Origin of the sequence: Gordonia amicalis (genome assembly GCF_022059885.1) — a bacterium.
In the GTDB taxonomy this organism is placed as follows: Bacteria; Actinomycetota; Actinomycetes; order Mycobacteriales; family Mycobacteriaceae; genus Gordonia; species Gordonia amicalis.
In genome coordinates, this window is the sequence record NZ_CP091855.1 from 1,281,414 (window position 1) to 1,300,654 (window position 19,241).

The following is a 19,241-nucleotide window of genomic DNA, read 5'->3' on the forward strand; positions in this document are numbered from 1 at the left end:
TGCTATGGGACCGCCTGGATTGCCACGAGGATGGGACCACCTTGGCGCGTTATTGAGGATGCTCTGCGGGGTTGGGTCGGTCAAGTCCGGGTCGGTGTCGTTGGCGGTAGGAGGGGCCTTCGATGACGAGGGTGTGCGCGCGTGAGGTGAGTCGGTCGATGGCCGATTGGGCCAGTAGCGCGTCGGCGGTCATGGTGAGCCATTCGGCGGGTTCTCGGTTGGATGTGACGATGGTGGTCTTGGTCTGCTGGTGGCGTTCGACGATGAGTTCGTAGAAGTCGTTGGTTTCGGTCGCGTCGAGCGCTCTGAGTGCGAAGTCGTCGATGATCAGGATGTCGACGGCGGTGATGCGGCGGAGTTCGGCGTCGACGCTGTTGTCGAGGCGGGCGGCTTTGAGCCGGTGGAACAGTTTGTCCGCTCGCGCGAACAGCACTGTTTTGCGTCGGCCGATGGCCATGTGGCCCAACGCGTTTGCTAGGTGTGTTTTGCCGACTCCGACGGGGCCGAGCAGGATCGCGGAGTGGCCGGCGTCGATGAACCGCAGGGTGGTGAGGTCCTCGAGCAGGGGGCGGTCGTAGAGTAGATCGTCTGCCGCGCGCCAGTTGTCGATCCGCATGCTGGGGTCGAGACCTGCCTTGGCTGATCGTCTGGCGGCGGAGCTGGATTCACGCCGTGAGACTTCATCGGCGAGCAATTGTTGCAGGAACGTCAGGTGCGAGGTTTTGTGTTGGCGGGCCAGGGCTGCGCGTTGGAGCAGGGTGTCGGCGAGGGCTCCGAGTTTGAGGGTTTTGAGCAGGCCGAGCATGTCGGCGCCGACAGGTTCGGGCACACTGTTGGTGGTTCGGGTCATCGGTTCACTCCTGAATGGTGTTGTCGGGGTTAGGAACAAGTGTCAACTGTGTTCTGTTGGTTGCGTATTCGGAGGGGTCGCGGGCAAAGCGAGACGATTCCGACCCGGCGGCCACGGGCATGTCCGGGGTGGTGTTCTCGGTGGCCTGCTCAAGCATCGAGGCGATCTTGGGCACGGCGATGACATCGAACTCCAGGGCGGTGGCACAGGCAGCATCGACAGGTCCGGGCCCGTAGGTGCGCACCAGGCCGAGCAGGGTGTACACCGCCCGCACCCGAGACCACGGGCGCGGGTCGTCGACGATACGGGCCGCGTAGAGCCCGATATGGGGGCCGTGATGCTCGCAGGTGGCCTGCAGCTTGCTGATGTTGCGCAGCGCGTAGGCGGCCTTGTCTGCGGGGTAGTCGTTGGGGTCGGTGCTCTGCCCACCGGCGGGCTGGCGCGGGTGTTGCTTGACCAACTCGCCGCGGTGATAGAACTTCACCGCTTCGCTGTCCAGGCGAACGTCCAGTGTCGAGCCGATCCAGGTTTCGGGCAGTGAGTACAGTGCTTTGCCGACCGAGGCGTGAAAGTCTCTGTGCACCTTGACAGTTTTGAAGATCGGTACGTCGTAGTCGGCCGGTATCGGTAACAGGTGGGCGCGCTCGTCTGTGTCGAACAGCACCGCTGGCGCGGCGGCGGTGGTGCCGTGAATCCGCAGCCCCGCGGTGCTCTGGCACCACGCCACCGCGGCGGCCTGGGCATCGGGCAGGCTCGAGAATCGCTCACCGGCCCAAAAGTTGTTCTGCACGTAGTGGATGGTGCGTTCTACCCGCGGCTTGTCGGTTGGTGTGGCGACTCGGGCGGTGTCGGTGACGAACCCGGCATGCTGGCCGTAGTCCAACCAGCCCCGAGACAACCTCGGATTGAGGGTGTCTGCTTGGGTGACAATAGGTTTCATGTTGTCCGGAATGATCACAGCGAACACGCCGCCGAAGAACTCCCACGCCGCTGAACAGCCCTCGAGGATCGTTGACAGGGTTTGGGTGTGTGAGAGCCACACGAACGTGTGCCGCGAGTACACGGCGGTGAACACCAGCGCGAACACTTTGCGGCGCTTACCTGTTGCCGCATCATCGAGCATCCCGAGGTAGCCGAAGTCGATCTGGCACTCCACCCCGGGATCCCCATCGGCCACCCGCACCGTGGTCGTGGTGCGGCGATACCCACAGCACTCGGTCGCGAACCGCACCAGCGTCCGATACGGGACCACACACCCCTGACGGGCCAGCAGGATGTGAATCTTCGTCACCGTCAACGGTTCTGGATTCTCCGGCGTTCCTCCCCTCACCCACTGCGTGATCTGTTCGCTGAACGGCACCAACGCTTCCCACGCCTGGCCATGACCCTTCGGCCGCGCCGGACGCACCCCGGCCACCACCGCACCGAGCAACTCATCGGTCAGTGCCGACGCACCGACATCGCGCGTCAACCCCGCCGCCTGCGCCGCCGCGATGTAGCGTCGCACCGTCTTCCTATCGACACCCGCACGCGCGGCGATCGTGCGCAGACCCGGCGCCGGTAACCCCACCGCAAGGCCCAACCACAACCGCAGGACTTCTCTGATCTCTTCCACTGCAACCTCCCGGTAGCCCATGCCGTCGGCCCCTTCCGTGAACATCGTCACGGCCGAGTCAACGGACAAAATGAAGGACCACCAGCGCGACGCGCCGGTGGTCCCATAACTGGCAATCCAGGTGGTCCCATCCCTATGGCAAACAATCAGCCCAGGTGGTCCCTTCACGGTGGCAAATGACAGACGCGAATTTCCGATCGCGAGACCCGCTGTGGGGCATTCGTCGCCAGAACCGCGGAGAGCGCGACACTTCCGTGGGTAGCACGAGTTCTTTCGTCCTCACGACGGCCAGCAGGCCGCGGGTACTGAGGTGTGAGGAGCGAAAGCGACGAGCCACGAAGGGTTGGTGAGAATGTCACCAGCCTTCGTGGCTCGCAAGCTCGCACCTCAGGGAGCGAGGAGATGCGTCAGCCGACGCTGAGCATGTCGTAGGAACCGAGGTCCTTCGACAGCTTGGTGACGTGCGCGTCCGCGTCACCGAGGGTGTGGCTGATCGCGGTCAGGCGGCTCACGTAGTGCGCGATCGGGTACTCGGCGGTCATGCCGATGCCGCCGTGCATCTGGATGGCCTCCTGGCCGATGAGGCGTGCCGAGCGAACGGTCTGCAGCTTCACCCGCGAGGCGATGGCCGCGTCGGCGATGCCGTCGGCGAGTGCGGTCGTCGCGTACAGCACCAGGCTGCGCGCGAGTTCGAGCTGGACGTACATGTCCGCGGCGCGATGGGTGAGCGCCTGGAAGGTCGCCAGCGGAACGCCGAACTGCTTGCGCGACTTGAGGTATTCGACGGTCAGCTCGAGGCTGCGTTCCATCGCGCCGAGGGCTTCGGCGCACAGCGCGGTCTGGATGCCGATCTCCGCGTTGGCGATGAGCTCCGACGCGTCGCCGCTGCCGAGGCGCGTTCCCTTCGCGTCGTTGAAGGTGATCTCGGCGCCGCGTCGACGATCGTGCGTGCGGTAGGGGGTGCGGGTGACGCCCTCGGCGTCGGCGTCGATGAGGAACAGGCCCACCTCGTCGCCGGCGCGCGCCGAGACGATCAGCTTGTGCGCTGCGTCGCCGTGTCCGACAAGGGATTTGGTGCCGTTGAGCACGCCGTCGGCGGTGGCAGTGGTGGCCACCGCGGCCACTGGCCAGCGGTCGCCGGGCTCGTTGTGGGCGAAGGCCATGAGCAGTTCGCCGGAGGCGAGGCCCTGACGCAGCTCGCCGCGGGTCGCGTCGTCGGCGGCCTCGAGGAGCGAGCCCGGGACGAGCACCGAGTCCAGGTAGGGCTCGGGTGCCAGGGCGCGACCGAGTTCGGTCATCACGCTGGTGAACTCGACCGGTCCGGCGTCCATGCCGCCCTCGGACTCGGGAAAGGTCAGGCCCAGGATGCCGATCTCCGCGAGCGACTTCCACACCTTCTCGCTCCAGCCGAGATCGGTGTCGGTCACCTTGCGGAGGGTCTCCACGTCGTAGGTCTTGGTGAGGACCTCGCGCACGGTGTCGCGCAACATCCCCTGTTCTTCGGAAAGCTCGAAATCCATTGTCGTCCTTGGTCTGTGAAGTCGAAAGTGAGGTCAGCGGGGCCGGCGGTCAGAGACCGAGGACCGCCTTGTCGATGATCTGGCGCTGGACCTCGGAGGAACCGCCGTAGATCGAGACCTTGCGGTAGTTCAGGTAGGTCGGGGCGGCGAGCTGGGCCCACTCGGGAGAGGTGACCGCTGCGCTGCCGTTCGCGGCGTCGACGTCGACCCCGGCGACCGGGAGCGAGTCCGGTCCGGCGATGTCGGCGATGAGTTCCATGGCGGCCTGCTGCAGCTGGCTTCCCTTGAGCTTCAGCAGCGACGACGCCGGGTTCGGCTTGCCGTCGGCCGACGACGCGGCGACGCGGAGCTGGGTGATCTCGAGGGCGAGCAGCTCGTTCTCCAGTTCGGCCAGGCGGGTGGCGAACAGCGGGTCGTCGAGCAGCGTGCCGTTGGCGGTCCGGACCTCCCTGGACAGTTCCTTGGCGCGCGCCAGCTTCGACTTCGTGTAGCCGACCCGGGCGATGCCGTTGCGCTCGTTGCCGAGCAGGAACTTGGCCTGCGTCCAGCCGCTGTTCTCCTCGCCGACCATGTTCTCGACGGGCACGCGGACGTCGTTGAAGAAGACCTCGTTGACCTCATAGCTGCCGTCGATGAGCTGGATGGGGCGCAGCTCGATGCCGGGGGTGTCCATCGGGATCAGGAACATGCTGATGCCGGCCTGCTTCTTGACATCCGGGTTGGTCCGGGCGAGCAGGAAGATCCAGTCGGCGTACTGACCGAGCGTCGTCCAGGTCTTCTGACCGTTGATGACGTAGTGGTCGCCGTCGAGGACCGCGCGGGTCTTCAGCGAGGCGAGGTCGGAGCCGGCCTCGGGTTCGGAGAACCCCTGGCACCACCAGATGTCGAGGTTGGCGGTCTGGGGGAGGAACTTCTCCTTCATCTCCTGCGACCCGAACTGCGCGATGACCGGACCGATCATGCTGACGTTGAACGGCAGCGGGTCGGGGACGAACGCCAGGCTCATCTCCTCGCGGTAGATGTGGTGCTGGATCGGCGTCCAGTCCTTGCCGCCCCACTCGATCGGCCAGCTCGGAGTCAGCACGCCGTGCTCGTTGAGGACGCGCGAGGCGGTGACGATGTCGTCGGGGTGGTTGAGGTTGCCCTCTTCGTTCCGCTTGCGGATGTCCTCGGGGACCTTCGCGAAGATGCTGCGCAGTTCCTCGCGGAACGCCTCTTCCTCCGGACTGAACTTCAGGTGCATGGGTTCTTCTCTACTCCTGTCGGGGGTTGCCGGGTGTTCGGCGACACCGGTCGCGGACCGCCTACCTGGAAAGACCGGGAAGACCGCCGCTGACTAAGCGCTTGCTTAGTGATATGTTGCACTATGCCGCGCCGCGTGGGCGGTGTCAATCGGCAAGGTTGGCGCATGGTCGCCGAGCTAATTCGAGGAGGCGTACATGGTCTCGTCGACCGAACCGACGACCCGGGTGCAACCGGTCGCGGCCCGGCAACGACTCCTGCTCGCCGCCGTCGAGGCGTTCGCGGCGAAGGGCTTCAACGCCACGACGACCCGGGACATCGCCAACGGGGCGCAGATGAGTTCGGCCGCCGTCTACGTGCACTTCCGCTCCAAGGAGGAGCTCCTCTTCGAGCTCTCCGACGCCGGGCATCGAAGCATCCTCGACATGATCGACGAGGTCGATGATCCGGCGTCGTCGCCGGGTGACCGGCTGGCGACGGTCATCGGTGCGTTCACCGAGCATCATGCGCGCGAGCACGTCCGCGCTCGCGTCGTGAACTACGAACTGGCCTCGCTCGCGCCCGATCACCTCGAGACGGTCATGGAGCTGCGACGGGAGATCACCCGCCGGGTGCGGGCGATCGTCGATGCGGGTATCGAGAACGGCGACTTCGATGCTGCCGATTCGCAGGCCACCACCAACGCCATGCTGTCGATGGGTATCGACCTCGCGCGGTGGTATCGCGCCGAGAACTCGCTCCCGCCCGAGGAGATGGGGAAGTTCTACGCGCGGCTGGCCACCCGGATGGTGGGTCTGCGGGACCGGGACTAGCTGTACTGGCCCGTCGGTCAGGGTTCGCCGGCCGCCACCGGTTGTCGTGGGCCGGTGTCGCCGATCGTGGCGATGGCGCGGTCGGCTCTCGTGGCGGCACGACGCATGAGGAGGGCGAGTACCGCGCCGAACAGTGCGACCACCAGGACGTAGCCGACATAGCCGATGATCGTCGCGCGAAGACCGATGTGGGACAGGACAACCCCCGCGATCACCGCCGGCACGCTGAACGCGAGGTAGCTCGCGACGAACACCGACGAGAAGACCTGCCCGCGCTGGGCGGGCGGTGTCGCGGCGGTGATGTTGTCCATCGCGCTGAGGAAGGTCGCCGCCCATCCGGAACCGGCCACGATAGAACCGAGGATGTAGAGCGGCAGGGCCTCGGTCAGCACGCCGGACAGCGAGATCAGCACGCCCGCGGCGAGGGTCGGGTAGCCGACGGCCTGCTTGACCGTCGACGGCCGTCCCGTGATGACCAGGGACGTGATGGTCGCGCTGGCGAAGAACGTGAAGAGGATGAGTCCGGCCGCACCGTGGTTGGTGACGCCGAAGACCCGTGCGACAACGGATGATCCGAGCGACAGGTACAGCCCGCCGAGGGACCAGGTGGCCACCAGGGTGGGCACCGCGGCGAAGAACACGGGACGTACCTCACGGGGCACGCGAACCTGGGGGGCGAGGGTGACCGCGAGGTGGCGGCGTGAGCGGAATCCCTCGCGCTCGCGCGTCTCGGGGATGATGAGCAGAGCGGCGAGAAGCATCGCGAAGAAGCCGAGAATGATCTCGTAGACCAGGATTCGCGGCGCGGGCGCGTACTCGACGAGCAGGCCGGTGACACCGACGCCGGCGGCGAGCCCGAACGCCGGTGCGGCGCCGATGATCGTCGAGCCGAGGCGAGCGGTGGGCTGGAGGTCGACGGTGGTCGCGGTGAGGGTGCCCATCGCCGCGCCGGTGGCCAGGCCCTGGAGTGCGCGGGCGGCGAGAAGCGTGCCCACGTCCTGGGCCGCGACGAACAGCACCATGCTGGCGATCAGCAAGACGAGCGCGACGGCGAGCACCGGGCGTCGGCCGATGTGATCCGACAGCGATCCGACCGTCAGCAGGCTCATCAGCATCGTGACCACGTACACCGCGAAGACCAGGGTCAGCGTCAGCGACGAGAACCCCCAGAGCTCCTGGTAGATCGGGTAGAGCGGCGACGGCGCGGCGGAGGCGAAGAGGACCATCACGTAGGTGGCCGCGATCAGCCAGAACGCGCGGTGGGGATGTAGCGGTGCCATCTCGTCTCCTTAACGCAAACGCAGTTGCATTAAGCACGACGATAGGCAGGGATCGCTTCCAAAAGCAATTCGATTTGCAATAATGGTCGCATGGCTATGGGAAGCACAACGTCGCAGTCGGACTCCGCGGATGCGGCGCCGCGCGCGAGGCGGCCCGGTGGCCGGAGTGCGCGGGTGCAGTCGGCGGTCTATGCCGCGGTCGGCCAGCTCGTCGGCGCCGGACAACGCGACACGATGACCATTCCCGAGGTCGCCGACCTCGCCGGGGTCAACCCGACCAGCATCTACCGCAGGTGGGGGTCGATCGACGTGCTCCTGGGTGAGGTGGCGGTCGCCGCCCTGACGCAGGGCGAACCGCTTCCCGACACCGGGGTGCTGCGCGAGGACGTCGCGGAGTGGGCGCGCGTCATAGCCGCCGACATCGGCCGACCCAAGCGCCGGGCGTACCTGCGGGCGATGGTCGCGGCCCGCGACGACGTCGTCGAGGTGTGCCCGTGCTGGGAGATCCGCCGTGAGCAGGCGGAGGAGATGATCGCGCGGGCCCGCGCGCGTGGCGAGTCGGCGCCGTCGGTGCGGCAGCTGCTCGACCACGTGATCGCGCCGCTCTACCACCACGCGGTGTTCGGCCTGGCCGTCGACGATGCGTATGTCGCCGAGTTGATCGACGATGTCGTCTCGATGTTCTCCAGCCGCCCCGGAGACCCGCTTCCGGGCGATAGGGTCCGGGCATGAAGAAGGTTCACGCGTTCCGAGACGACGCACTCGGTGATCTGGACGCGGTCGGCATCGCCGCGGCAATCGCCTCCCGGGAGATCTCGGCAGCCGAGGCGGTCGAAGCGGCCCTCGCCAGGATCGACGCGGTCAATCCGCAGCTGAACGCGATCGCCTTCGACGACCGCGAACGGGCCCGGAAGCGTGCCGTCGACAACGACTTCCCGCTCGGGTCGTTCGGCGGCGTGCCGTCGATCATCAAGAACAACACCGACTTCGCGGGTCTCCCCACGTGTCATGGGTCGGCGGCGGTCGCTCCGAACCCGGCCGTGGCGAACGAGGCCTTCACCAACCAGTTCCTGGCGACGGGCGTCAACTTCGTCGGCGCGTCGAACATGCCGGCCTTCGGGCTGACCGCCACGACGGAGTATGTCGACCGCGAGCCGACGCGCAATCCGTGGGACACCGACCACTCCGCCGGCGGCTCGTCGGGTGGGTCCGCTGCGCTCGTGGCCGCGGGTGCCCTGCCGATCGCGCATGCCAACGACGGTGGCGGTTCGATCCGAATCCCCGCTGCCGCATGCGGTCTGGTCGGTCTCAAACCGACTCGGGGTCGCACCGCGTCGGCGAAACAGACCGAGGACGCCCCGATCGATCTCGTGTGCAACGGGATCGTGAGCCGTTCGGTGCGCGACACCGCCCGCTTCCTCGACGACTCCCAGGGTTTCCGTCCCGCGCCCGGCCTGCCGCCGGTGGGTCTCGTCGAGGGGCCCGGTACCAAGCGTCTGCGGATCGCACTGATCACCGAACCGATCACCGGCCAGCTGCTCGATCGCGACACCCAACGGTGCGTCACCGATGTCGCCGAGCTCGTCGAATCCCTCGGTCACCGAACGGAAATGGTGCCGTTGCCCGTCGATCGCGCCTACATCCGGCAGTTCATCGACTACTGGTCGCTGTTGGCGTTCGCGCTGGACCGTACCGGTAAGCGACTGCACGACAAGGGGTTCGACCGCAAGAAGCTGGACACGTTCACGCGCGGCCTGTCGCGGAACGCGCTGCGCCACTTCTATCGCATGCCGTCGTCGATCCGCGGACTCCGTCGCTCCACGGCCGCTTTCCGCTCGCTGCACGACCAGTTCGACGTGATCTTGTCGCCGACTCTCGCGCACCTACCTCCGGAGATCGGATACCTCGACCCGGGTGTCGATTTCGCCGAGGCGATGGATCGTCTGACCCGGTACGTCGCGTTCACGCCCGCCAACAACACGTCGGGAACCCCGGCCATCAGTCTGCCGCTGGGGCAGTCGACGTCGGGGCTGCCGGTCGGAATCCAGTTCTCGGCCGACCTCGGCGATGAGCGCACGCTGTTGGAGTTGGCGTTCGAGCTCGAGGCGGCCCGCCCGTTCGCGCGGATTCAGGACGCCTGAGCGTCGGTATCGCCCTCCGCTGACAAACCCACCCCTAATCGGCAAAATCACCACCTGGAAGGGTGGTGATTCTGCCGAAAAGGGGTGGGTCTGCCGGAAAGGCTAGTGCTGCACTGCCTTCTCCGCGCCGATGCCGGTGAGCGAGCGAACCTCCATCTCCGCATTGCGCTCGGGGGTGCCGGTGTCCGCCGGGCTGGTCAGCGTGCCGATGATGCCGAGGACGAAGGCGAGCGGGATCGAGACGATGCCGGGGTTGGCCAGCGGGAACCAGGCGAAGTCGGCGCCGGGGATCATCGCGGTCGACGAACCGGAGACGGCCGGCGAGAAGACGATCAGCACGATCGTGGAGATCAGGCCGCCGTACATGCTCCACAGGGCGCCGCGGGTGTTGAACCGCTTCCAGTAGAGCGAGTACACGATCGTCGGCAGGTTCGCCGCCGCGGCGATGGCGAAGGCCAGTGCCACGAGGAAGGCGATGTTCTGACCGTTGGCCAGGATGCCCAGGACGATGCCGAGGATGCCGAGCACGACGACGGTGTAGCGCGAGACGCGGACCTGGTCGTCCTCACTCACCCTGTTGCGCTTGATGACCGACGCGTAGATGTCGTGGGCGAAGGACGCCGACGCGGTGATCGCCAGACCGGCGACGACGGCGAGGATCGTGGCGAAGGCGACCGCCGAGATGATGCCGAGCAGCACCACGCCGCCGATCTCGAACGCCAGCAGCGGTGCCGCCGCATTCTGTCCGCCGGCGGCGGCGAGGATCTTGTCCGGACCGACCAGAGCGGCTGCGCCGTAACCCAGGACCAAGGTGAACAGGTAGAAGGCGCCGATGAGCGCGATCGCCCAGACCACCGACTTACGAGCCTCTTTCGCGGTCGGCACGGTGTAGAAACGCATCAGCACGTGCGGCAGGCCCGCGGTGCCGAGGACCAGCGCGATGGCCAGCGACAGGAAGTTGATCTTCGATTCCAGCGAACCGCCGTACTGGGCGCCGGGCGCGAGAACGTCACGGGCGGCCACCTTTTCGCTCGCCGAGCCGGAGATGGCGTCCTGGGCCGAGCCGAGGATCGAGGACAGGTTCATGCCGAATTTGGCGAGGACGATGAAGGTCATGATCGCCGCACCGCTGATGAGCAGTACCGCCTTGATGATCTGCACCCAGGTGGTGCCCTTCATGCCGCCGATGAGGACGTAGACGATCATCAGCGCCCCGACCACGGCGATCACGATCGACTGGCCCACGCGGCCCTCGATGTCGAGGAGCAGGGCGACGAGGCCACCGGCACCGGCCATCTGGGCGAGCAGGTAGAACAGCGAGACCGCCAAGGTCGAGATGGCCGCCGCGAGACGGACCGGCCGCTGCTTCAGGCGGAAACTGAGGACGTCGGCCATGGTGAACTTGCCGGTGTTGCGCAGCAATTCGGCGACGAGCAGCAGAGCCACCAGCCAGGCGACGAGGAAGCCGATGGAGTAGAGGAAGCCGTCGTAGCCGTAGACCGCGATGGCACCGGCGATACCAAGGAAGCTGGCGGCCGACAGGTAGTCGCCGGCGATGGCGATCCCGTTCTGCGGTCCGGAGAAGCCACGGCCGCCGGTGAAGAAGTCCGCGGCGGAGTTGTTGTTCTTGCTCGCCCGGATGACGATGTACATCGTGATCGCCACGAACGCGGCGAAGATCGCGATGTTGGCGGCCGGACTGCCGACAGTGGCGGCGAGCGTGGTGGTGTGTACGGAGGTGTTCACAGCGACGGTCCGCCTTCCATCTCGTTGCGGATGGCCTCGGCGCGCGGGTCGAGTTCGCGGTTCGCGAAGCGCACGTACAGGCCGGTGATGACGAACGTGGTCACGAACTGCAGCAGGCCGAGGATCAGGCCGACATTGATGTTGCCCCAGACCTGGATCGACATGAAGTCATGCGCGAAGGCGCCGAGGAGCACGTAGACCGCGTACCAGATCAGGAAGAACGCGGTCATCGGGAAGATGAACTTGCGCAGCCGTGCCTTCAGTTCCTGGAACTGAGGGCTGTTCTGCATCTCGATGAACTGCTCGCCCGTCGGCGCATGCGGTGGTGCCGCTGCTGGTTGGTCGATGTTCGACACACTGTCCTCCAAGGTGATGGTGCCACGGTGGTGGAGCCCCACGGTGATGGCTCTTCGGGGAACAGCCTGATTGAGGCCCAGATCACACCGCAATCGGGTGTCGTGGGTCACACGCCGAAGGTCGTCGTCTGTGCGACGGACGGTCGATCGGATCCGACGAACGGTGAACGGTCAGACGTCGCGTCGGTCCGTCTGCCGATCGGCGGGAGGCGTGTCGACGGTCCGACCGGGTAGACGGTCCACGCCCATCCCGACGCGTTCGGGAACGTGCATGCGTGCGAACGTCCGGGCGAGGTCGCCGGGCAGCCGTCGTCGGGTGGCGAGGCTGACCAGCACCATCGTGCCGAAAGCGAGCGGCACGGTGACCGCGCCCGGATAACCGGCCAGCGCGGCCGCCCATCCGCCGAGGACGTCGTCGTCGATCACCCCGGCGATGGCGAGCGACGCCGCCGAACCCGACGACAACCCGCCGACGACCAGACCGGCGATCGCACCGGTTGCGGTGAGACCTCGCCACCAGATCCCCAGCACGAGCAACGGACACAGCGTCGACGCCGCGACCGCGAACACCAGCCCGACGGTCCGGGACAGTTCGAGGGATCCCGCCGCCAGCGAGAGGGCGATCGGGATCGCCCCGCCGATGACCGCTGCGATGCGGAAGTCGCGGACGCGTCCGCGGAGGACGTCAGTCGCCAGCGCGCCGGCCACGGACACCAACAGGCCCGACGACGTGGCGAGGAAGGCTGCGATGGCGCCGGCTGCCACCAGGGCCGCGAGGATCTGTCCGGCCAGACCGCCGACCGCCGCGCTCGGAAGGAGCAGGACCGCGGCGTCGGAGGTGCCGGTGATCAGCAGTTCGGGTACATAGAGGCGCGCGAACACCCCGAGCAGGACGGGGAACAGATAGAACAGCGACAGCAGGGCGATCGCCGCGAGCGCCGTTCGGCGGGCCGTGCGGCCGTCCGGGTTGGTGTAGAAGCGCACCAGCACGTGCGGCAGACCCATCACGCCGAGGAAGGTCGCGAGGATCAGAGACAGCACCTGGAACAGCGGATGGCGGTCGCCGAAACCACCGCCGGGGGTGACCCAATCGTCGCCGTGCACCGGGGCGCCCGCGACCACCGGGGTGGCCGCCCCGGCATCGAGTTCGATCACCGAGCCGGCGGAGATGACGTGACCGCCCGGGGCCGGGATCGGCGCGTCGACCACGGGAGCGCCGTCGAGTGTGCCGGTGACGCGCACGCCTTTGGTCTCGGCGACGGTGACCGACACGTCGGTCGTGACGTCGACGGTGGTGGCGGTCGTGACCCGGGGTGGCGCGGGCTCACCCACGCGTGCCGGATCATTGGCGAATACCCCGATGAGCACCAGGGCGGGGATCGCGATCGCGGTCAGCTTGAGCCAGTACTGGAATGCCTGCACGAAGGTGATCGATCGCATCCCGCCACCGACGACGTTCACGATCACGATGAGCCCGACGCCGACCGCGCCGGTCCACACCGGCGCGCCGAGCAGGATGTTGAGAGTGAGTCCCGCGCCCTGGAACTGGGGGATGAGGTACAGCACGCAGACGACGACCACGACCACCATCGCGGTCTTGCGCACGGTGGTGGAGGAGAGCCGGAACTCGGCGAAGTCGGGCACGGTGTAGGCGCCGGAACGACGCAACGGTGCAGCGACGAACAGCAAAAGTCCGAGGTATCCGGCGGTGAAACCCACGGGGTACCACAGCGCGTCGGCCCCGTACTTCGCGACGAGACCGGCCACACCGAGAAACGATGCCGCCGAGAGGTATTCACCCGATACGGCAGCGGCGTTCCAGCGTGGGCCGACGGTGCGTGAGGCCACCAGGAAATCCGAGGTGGTCCGGGAGAGCCGGCCGCCCCACGCCCCGACCGCGATCGTCGCGATCGCCGCGGCGAACAGTCCCACCGCGGTCAGCACGTCGACGCCGGTCACGGCCCGCCCGGATCGCCGGGGTCGTCGTCGACGAGGTTCATGAAGTCGCGTTCGGCGTGTTCGGCCAGTCGCACGTACAGGAGTCCGGTCAGGTACAGCACGGGATAGGCGAGGAGTCCGAGCACGATCCAGGTGATCCGGATACCGAAGATCGTCGTCTCGGCCAAGCTCGGGAACAGTACGGCGAGGAGGGGGATCGCCACCACGACGACGAGGAGGCTCCCGCCGAGGCGCAACGCCAGCCCGAGCTGAGCCCGCATCAGCCCGCGCACCAGCGCGTCGCCGACCTCGGTCTGCTCCTGGACCTCCACGCGGGTGCGGACCATCCGGGCGCCGCGCCGCGACGCGAGGACCACCCGTTCACGCTGCGGAGGGTTCTCAGACATCGCCGCGACCGGTGGGGGAGCGGTACTGGCGCAACGGGTCTCGGATGAGCCGGTCCTTCAGGTCGCGGACTTGACGACGGCTGACCGGCAGTTCCACCGCCTCCGATGCCCCGTTCGCGCGGATGCTGACGAGTGTGCCGCTGCCGCTGCTCCGCAGTCCGGTGACCATGGGCAAGGCCACCAGGTAGGAACGGTGGACACGTGCGAATCCCTTGTCCTGCCAGCGTGATTCGAGGGTCGACAGCGGGATTCGGACCAGGTGGGCGCCGGACTCGGCGTGGAGCCGGGCGTAATCGCCGACCGCCTCGACCCAGGAGATCGAATCACGCCGGACCAGCGAGGTCACCCCACTCATCTCGACCGGGATCACGTCGTCGGAGCCGGTGCGCGGCTCACCCTGGGTGGCGGGGGTGGGAGTCGTCTCGGCGGGCTGCGTACGGGCGTCGAGGCCGGCGCGGACGCGTGCGATCGCCTGGGCGAGTCGTTCCTCGCGGAGCGGTTTCAGCAGATAGTCGATGGCGCCGACCTCGAAGGCGTCGACCGCCTTGTCCTCGTGAGCGGTGACGAACACGATCACCGGGGGCTGGGCGTACTTGGCGAGGACGCCGGCGAGTTCGAGTCCCGACAGTCCCGGCATGTTGATGTCGAGGAAGATCGCGTCGACCCGGCGGGAGTTGAGTTCGCGGAGCGCGCCGGTCGCATCCGTCGCGGTGTGGACCTCGGCGACATCATCCTGCCGGTCCAGGAGGTAACGGAGTTCGTCGAGAGCCGGGGATTCGTCGTCGACGGCGAGCACCACCAGCCCGGACATCCATCACCTCCCGACCGACTGCGCCTGACGTCCGACGACGGACACGAGGATCGTACCGCGTGGTCCGCATCACAGATCGGAACCGCCTGCAACGTCTGGCGGCGACTCGCTCGAGAACCGGCGAACGGTCTGCTAGGCGCGGATGCCGGCCCGGAACTTCGGTACCCGCATGCCCACCTTGGTGCCCGCGCCGACGGCCGTCTCGACCACCAGTCCGTAGTCGTTGCCGAAGGCGGCGCGGAGACGGTGATCGACGTTGGTGAGCCCGACATGGGCGCCCTCGCTGTGGTCCAACGCGTCGAGCGCACCGCTGCGCAGGAGTTCGGGGTCCATGCCGACGCCGTCGTCCTCGACGGTGATGACGCAGTCGGTGCCCTCGTCGGCCGCGGTGATCTTGATGGTGCCGCCGCCCTTCGACGCGAGTCCGTGACGGACCGCGTTCTCCACCAGCGGCTGGAGTGCGAGGAACGGTACGACGACGTTCAGGACCTCCGGCGCGACATGAAGTTTCACGTCGAGTGAGTTGCCGAACCGGGCCCGTTCGAGGGTGAGGTAGCGGTCGATGTTGCGCAGTTCGTCTGCCAGGACGGTGTATTCGCCGCTCGCGCGGAACGAGTAGCGGGTGAAGTCGGCGAAGTCGAGCACGAGTTCACGGGCGCGGTCGGGGTCGGTGCGGACGAACGAGGCGATCGTGTTGAGGGCGTTGTAGATGAAGTGCGGGCTGATCTGCGCGCGAAGAGCGAGCACCTCGGCCCGGTCGAGGCGGGCGCGGGACGCGTCGAGCTCGGCCAACTCGATCTGGCTCGACACGTAGCGGGCAACCTCGGCGACGGCACCGAGCATGCCCGGACCCGGACGACGGGTCGTGGCGACGACGAGGACACCCACGTTGACGTCGCTGGCGACGAGTGGCTGCGCGATGAGGGCTCGCACCGGTGACTCCGCGCCGCACGGGTCGGACACCAGGACACGACGCTGATCGCCGGTGGCCGACGCGGCGGCACGGGCGGCCTCGCGCAGCATGTCGGCATCCCAGATCGCATCGTCGTCCGGGTCGTGGGCGAGACGACGCGGCTCGTCGTCGAACAGGGCGACGGCCTCTGCCGAGGTCAGCGTGCGCAGGTGGGGGAGAGCTTCGCGCGCCGAGTCCTCGGAGAGCCCGGTGCGCAGCGATCGCGCCGCCAGCGACGCCGTGTGCAGCGCCATGTGCACCGCGCGTTCGGTGGGTGTGGTGACCTGGCGGCGCGTCCGGACCAGCACGACGAGGCCGAGAACCATGATCAGCAGCAGGATCGACCCGACGATCGCGACTTCGCTCGACATGGCGCCTCAGCTCCGGATGCCGGTCGCGGTGCCGCGCGAGGCCGCGGTGGTCGACACGGCGAGGTCGATGAGGCGGTAGCGGTCGGCGTGCCACTTCTCCGGCGGCAGGTGGCCGTGGATGTCGAGTTCGGTGACGCCGTGTGCCGTCGCCAGCAACAGTGCGGCGTGGTGCCGGGCCGCATCCCGCTCGGCGTCGGGGCCGATGACGCGGCCCACCAGGTTCATCAGGCCGTCCTGGGCTCGGGCGGTCGCCGGGATGGCGGGTGCGCCCGCCGGGGTCGCGAACATGAGGCGATACAGGTGCGGGCGTCCGACGCCGAGGTCGGACAGGGCGCGCAGAGCGGTGCGGAGTGCGTCCTCGGGGTGGAGTCCGGCGTCGGCGACGATGGCGTCGAGCCCGCCGGCGACGACCTCCCACGCCTGGCTCGCCAGCGCGGCGAGCAGTGCGTCCTTGTCGGCGAAGTGCCGGTAGGGGGCCGACCGTGAAACGCCCGCGCCGTTGCCGACCTCGCGCAGCGTGACCGCTTCTGGGCCTCCGGTGTCGAGGAGCGCTGCGGCGGCATCGAGGAGCGCCCGGCGCGTCTGGGCCGCGCTCTCGGCTCGGGTGGGCATGCCCACACCATAGTTGACATTGTCAACCGAAAGGGCTTGTCTTGAGTTGACAATGTCAACTGAAATGGGAGCCGCGATGGACTCGACGCAGATCGACTCGAACCCCTGGACGCTCGTGATGACCGGGGCGACCCGCGGTATCGGGCGCGTCGCCGCACGGCACGTCCTGGCGGAAGCGCCCGACTGCCATCTCGTCCTCCTCGCCCGCGGCGGCGGGCCGACCGGATTCGCCGACGACTTCGGTGACGTCGGCGGCCGACTGACCATCGTCGACGCCGACCTCGCCGACATGCGCAGCACGCGTTCGGCCGCTGCGGCCATCGGATGGCTGCTCGACGATGCGACGCTGCCGCCGCTCCGAGGCCTCGCCGGCAATGCCGGCATCCAGTTCGTCGACGACCAGCACACGACTGCGGACGGTCTCGAGGCGACGTTCGCGGTGAACGTGCTCGCCGAACATGTGCTGATCGGCGATCTGGCCGACCGCTTCACCCGCGGCTCACGGATCACGATCACCGTGAGTGACACGCATTTCGGGGATCTGCGGCACAACCTCGGGATGGTTCCCGCGCCGCGGTGGATGTCCCCGGCGCAACTGGCGCGGCCGGGCGCCTTCGGCGGCGCGCCCCCCGCGTCCGGGCGAACCGCGTACTCGACGAGCAAGCTCGCGGCCGTCCACCTCGTCCACGAGTGGTCGCGCCGATTGCCCGACGGCGTCGAGATCGTCTCCTACAACCCGGCTTACGTGCCGGGGACGGATCTGACACGGGACGCCGGGGTGGTGGAGCGCTTCGCGAACCGCCGGATGCTTCCGGTCTTCGCGCTCATGGGACTTCTCGATCGGGTGCCGGTCGCGGGACGGCGTCTCGGCGATGCAATCCTCGGCACGTCGTCCGCGGAATCGGGGGCCTACCTCGACCGTGGACGAGTCGCCGCATCATCGGCCGAGAGTTACGACCGGGCAAGGGAACTCGAACTGTGGGAGTTCCTCGAGGCGAAGCGCGTCACGCTCGGCAACGTTCAGTAGGTGGCCCACTCGCCCTGTGCGTACCGCAGGATGCGCGGGTCCATCAGAGTGGACGGCGGAAGGTCGAGTGGTTGCCGATCGAGGGGGAAGACAGTGGCTGCCGTCAACTGTTCCGCACTCAGGAAACGTAGTGGTCCAGGCGCGTTCATCGTCGGGCTGAGGGGTCCTCGGGTGCTCGCGAGGTGAAAACCCCAGTCGCCGAAGGCCGGGACGTCGACGTGGTACGGCGTCGCCGGAAGTCCGGCCTCGCGCATGGTGGAGGCGATGCACCAGAACGACTTCGGTGCGAAGTACGGCGAGCCCGCCTGCACCACGACGCGGCCGTTGTCGGCCAGGTGCGCTCGGACGAGGGCGTAGAACTCGGTGGAGTACAGCTTCGCGGTGGCGGAGTCGTCCGGATCGGGCATGTCGACGATGATCACGTCGAAGCGACGGTCGGTCTGGCGCAACCAGGTGAACGCGTCGGCGGTCACCACCTGTGCCCGTCGGTCGGTCATCGATCCCTGGTTGAGGGATGTCAGGCGCGGGTCTGTCCGGGCGAGGCGGATCATCTCCGGGTCGAGTTCGACGAGCGTCACGTCCCGCGCATCGGGGTATCGGAGTACCTCGCGCAGCGCGAGGCCGTCCCCGCCGCCGAGAACGAGCACCGACGAGTGCGCACCCGACATCGCCGGATGGACGAGCGTCTCGTGATAGCGGTGCTCGTCGATCGAGGAGAACTGCAGGTCGCCGTTGAGGTAGAGGCGGGTGTCGGGGCCTGTGCCGGTGGACTTCTCGGTGATCACGATGTCCTGGTAGGCGCTGCGGGCGGCCGCGACGATCGGGTCGCGGTAGAGCGCCTGCCGCGCCGTCACCTCGAACCGGGCAGACAACAGCAGGCCGGCCACGAGCGCCGCGACCACCGCCAGCGCTCCGGCGGACAGCAGGACGAGGTGGCTGCGGCTCAACGACTTCCGGAAGATGACGAAGACCAGGAAGCAGCCGGCCGCAGCATTGACCAGTCCCACCACGAGCGCGCCCCGCAACTGGCCGAACAACGGCAACAACAGGAACGGGAAGCAGAGGCCGCCGATCAGCGCGCCGATGTAGTCGACGGCGAACATGTCCGCGACCGCGGCGCCCGGTTCCTGCCGTCGAATCCGTTGGAGCAGGACCATCAGCAACGGGATCTCCGCCCCGATGAGGACACCCAGGAGGAAGGCGACGACGATGAGGGCCGGGGTGTAGAGCTCCAGGTAGGCGAAAGCGGCGTAGAGCGCCATCACCGACAGGCCGCCCAGGAGCGCCAGCAACAGTTCGATGACCGCGAACGCGGTGACCGAATGGGGTTGCAGTGGCTTCGCGGCGAGTGAGCCGGCACCCATCGCGAAGACCATCACCGCGAGGACGATCGACGCTTGTGTCGCGGTGTTGCCGATCAGGAAGGAACCCAGGGAGACCAGCGCCAGTTCGTACACCAGACCGCAGGCGGCGCAGACGAACACCACGGCCAGCAGCGCGGACCGGGCGAAGCGTGGTCGCGCGGAGAGCGGTTCGGTCGTGGTGTCCGTGAGTGTCACAG

17 protein-coding genes are annotated in these 19,241 nt (G+C 67.7%); 4 read left to right on the forward strand and 13 right to left on the reverse strand.

The window, feature by feature from the left end:
• Positions 1-49: 49 nt before the first annotated feature.
• From IHQ52_RS05865 to IHQ52_RS05880, 4 genes are all read right to left on the reverse strand, one after another.
• Positions 50-850, reverse strand: coding sequence for an ATP-binding protein (locus IHQ52_RS05865; protein WP_238064142.1), 801 nt, complete (start codon positions 848-850; stop codon positions 50-52).
• Positions 851-854: 4 nt separating this feature from the next.
• Positions 855-2,510 carry an IS21 family transposase gene (istA, locus tag IHQ52_RS05870; RefSeq protein ID WP_232513133.1) on the reverse strand — a complete coding sequence of 552 codons (1,656 nt, stop codon included), beginning with the start codon at positions 2,508-2,510 and terminating at the stop codon, positions 855-857.
• A 362-nt stretch (positions 2,511-2,872) separates the two neighbouring features.
• Positions 2,873-3,985, reverse strand: a complete 1,113-nt coding sequence (locus IHQ52_RS05875) for an acyl-CoA dehydrogenase family protein (protein WP_006436863.1) — start codon at positions 3,983-3,985, stop codon at positions 2,873-2,875.
• Between the two features lie 49 nt (positions 3,986-4,034).
• On the reverse strand, positions 4,035-5,228 hold the full coding sequence (locus IHQ52_RS05880) for an acyl-CoA dehydrogenase family protein (protein ID WP_238064143.1): 1,194 nt from the start codon (positions 5,226-5,228) through the stop codon (positions 4,035-4,037).
• 196 nt (positions 5,229-5,424) lie between these two features.
• On the opposite strand from IHQ52_RS05880, the gene IHQ52_RS05885 reads away from it, so the two are divergent.
• The gene (locus IHQ52_RS05885; protein WP_191834698.1) at positions 5,425-6,039 is read left to right on the forward strand and encodes a TetR/AcrR family transcriptional regulator; all 615 of its coding nucleotides are present in this window, start codon (positions 5,425-5,427) and stop codon (positions 6,037-6,039) included.
• A gap of 17 nt (positions 6,040-6,056) precedes the next feature.
• Here IHQ52_RS05885 and IHQ52_RS05890 read toward each other — a convergent pair whose 3' ends face one another.
• Complete coding sequence (locus IHQ52_RS05890) at positions 6,057-7,319, reverse strand: MFS transporter (protein WP_191834699.1); 1,263 nt, start codon at positions 7,317-7,319, stop codon at positions 6,057-6,059.
• A gap of 90 nt (positions 7,320-7,409) precedes the next feature.
• Between IHQ52_RS05890 and IHQ52_RS05895 the strand changes: the two genes are divergently transcribed.
• Together IHQ52_RS05895 and IHQ52_RS05900 are read left to right on the forward strand one after the other, a co-directional pair.
• Positions 7,410-8,051: a TetR/AcrR family transcriptional regulator gene (locus IHQ52_RS05895; protein WP_191834700.1), complete on the forward strand. Its 642-nt coding sequence runs from the start codon at positions 7,410-7,412 to the stop codon at positions 8,049-8,051.
• Positions 8,048-9,460, forward strand: coding sequence for an amidase (locus IHQ52_RS05900; protein WP_191834701.1), 1,413 nt, complete (start codon positions 8,048-8,050; stop codon positions 9,458-9,460). Before IHQ52_RS05895 ends, IHQ52_RS05900 begins: the two co-directional genes overlap by 4 nt.
• A 102-nt stretch (positions 9,461-9,562) precedes the next feature.
• Here the strand turns inward: IHQ52_RS05900 and IHQ52_RS05905 are convergent, their stop codons facing one another.
• The 7 genes from IHQ52_RS05905 to IHQ52_RS05935 form a co-directional block, all read right to left on the reverse strand.
• Positions 9,563-11,206 carry a solute symporter family protein gene (locus IHQ52_RS05905; protein WP_006436857.1) on the reverse strand — a complete coding sequence of 548 codons (1,644 nt, stop codon included), beginning with the start codon at positions 11,204-11,206 and terminating at the stop codon, positions 9,563-9,565.
• Positions 11,203-11,562: a DUF485 domain-containing protein gene (locus IHQ52_RS05910; protein ID WP_006436856.1), complete on the reverse strand. Its 360-nt coding sequence runs from the start codon at positions 11,560-11,562 to the stop codon at positions 11,203-11,205. The genes IHQ52_RS05905 and IHQ52_RS05910 overlap by 4 nt, the downstream gene beginning before the upstream one ends.
• 171 nt (positions 11,563-11,733) lie before the next feature.
• Positions 11,734-13,521 (reverse strand): sodium/solute symporter, encoded by a 1,788-nt coding sequence (locus IHQ52_RS05915; protein WP_006436855.1) that lies wholly within the window; start codon positions 13,519-13,521, stop codon positions 11,734-11,736.
• Positions 13,518-13,907: a DUF485 domain-containing protein gene (locus IHQ52_RS05920; RefSeq protein WP_006436854.1), complete on the reverse strand. Its 390-nt coding sequence runs from the start codon at positions 13,905-13,907 to the stop codon at positions 13,518-13,520. The genes IHQ52_RS05915 and IHQ52_RS05920 overlap by 4 nt, the downstream gene beginning before the upstream one ends.
• Positions 13,900-14,718 carry a LytR/AlgR family response regulator transcription factor gene (locus tag IHQ52_RS05925; RefSeq protein WP_006436853.1) on the reverse strand — a complete coding sequence of 273 codons (819 nt, stop codon included), beginning with the start codon at positions 14,716-14,718 and terminating at the stop codon, positions 13,900-13,902. Before IHQ52_RS05925 ends, IHQ52_RS05920 begins: the two co-directional genes overlap by 8 nt.
• A 132-nt stretch (positions 14,719-14,850) precedes the next feature.
• Positions 14,851-16,041 carry a sensor histidine kinase gene (locus IHQ52_RS05930; protein ID WP_006436852.1) on the reverse strand — a complete coding sequence of 397 codons (1,191 nt, stop codon included), beginning with the start codon at positions 16,039-16,041 and terminating at the stop codon, positions 14,851-14,853.
• Between the two features lie 6 nt (positions 16,042-16,047).
• Entirely contained in the window at positions 16,048-16,653 is a 606-nt protein-coding gene (locus tag IHQ52_RS05935) for a TetR/AcrR family transcriptional regulator (protein ID WP_006436851.1), read from the reverse strand.
• A 76-nt stretch (positions 16,654-16,729) separates the two neighbouring features.
• Between IHQ52_RS05935 and IHQ52_RS05940 the strand changes: the two genes are divergently transcribed.
• Positions 16,730-17,680 carry an SDR family NAD(P)-dependent oxidoreductase gene (locus IHQ52_RS05940; protein WP_006436850.1) on the forward strand — a complete coding sequence of 317 codons (951 nt, stop codon included), beginning with the start codon at positions 16,730-16,732 and terminating at the stop codon, positions 17,678-17,680.
• Here the strand turns inward: IHQ52_RS05940 and IHQ52_RS05945 are convergent.
• Positions 17,674-19,239 (reverse strand): polyamine aminopropyltransferase, encoded by a 1,566-nt coding sequence (locus tag IHQ52_RS05945; RefSeq protein ID WP_006436849.1) that lies wholly within the window; start codon positions 19,237-19,239, stop codon positions 17,674-17,676. The two genes, IHQ52_RS05940 and IHQ52_RS05945, sit on opposite strands and share 7 nt — an antisense overlap.
• Positions 19,240-19,241: the final 2 nt, after the last annotated feature.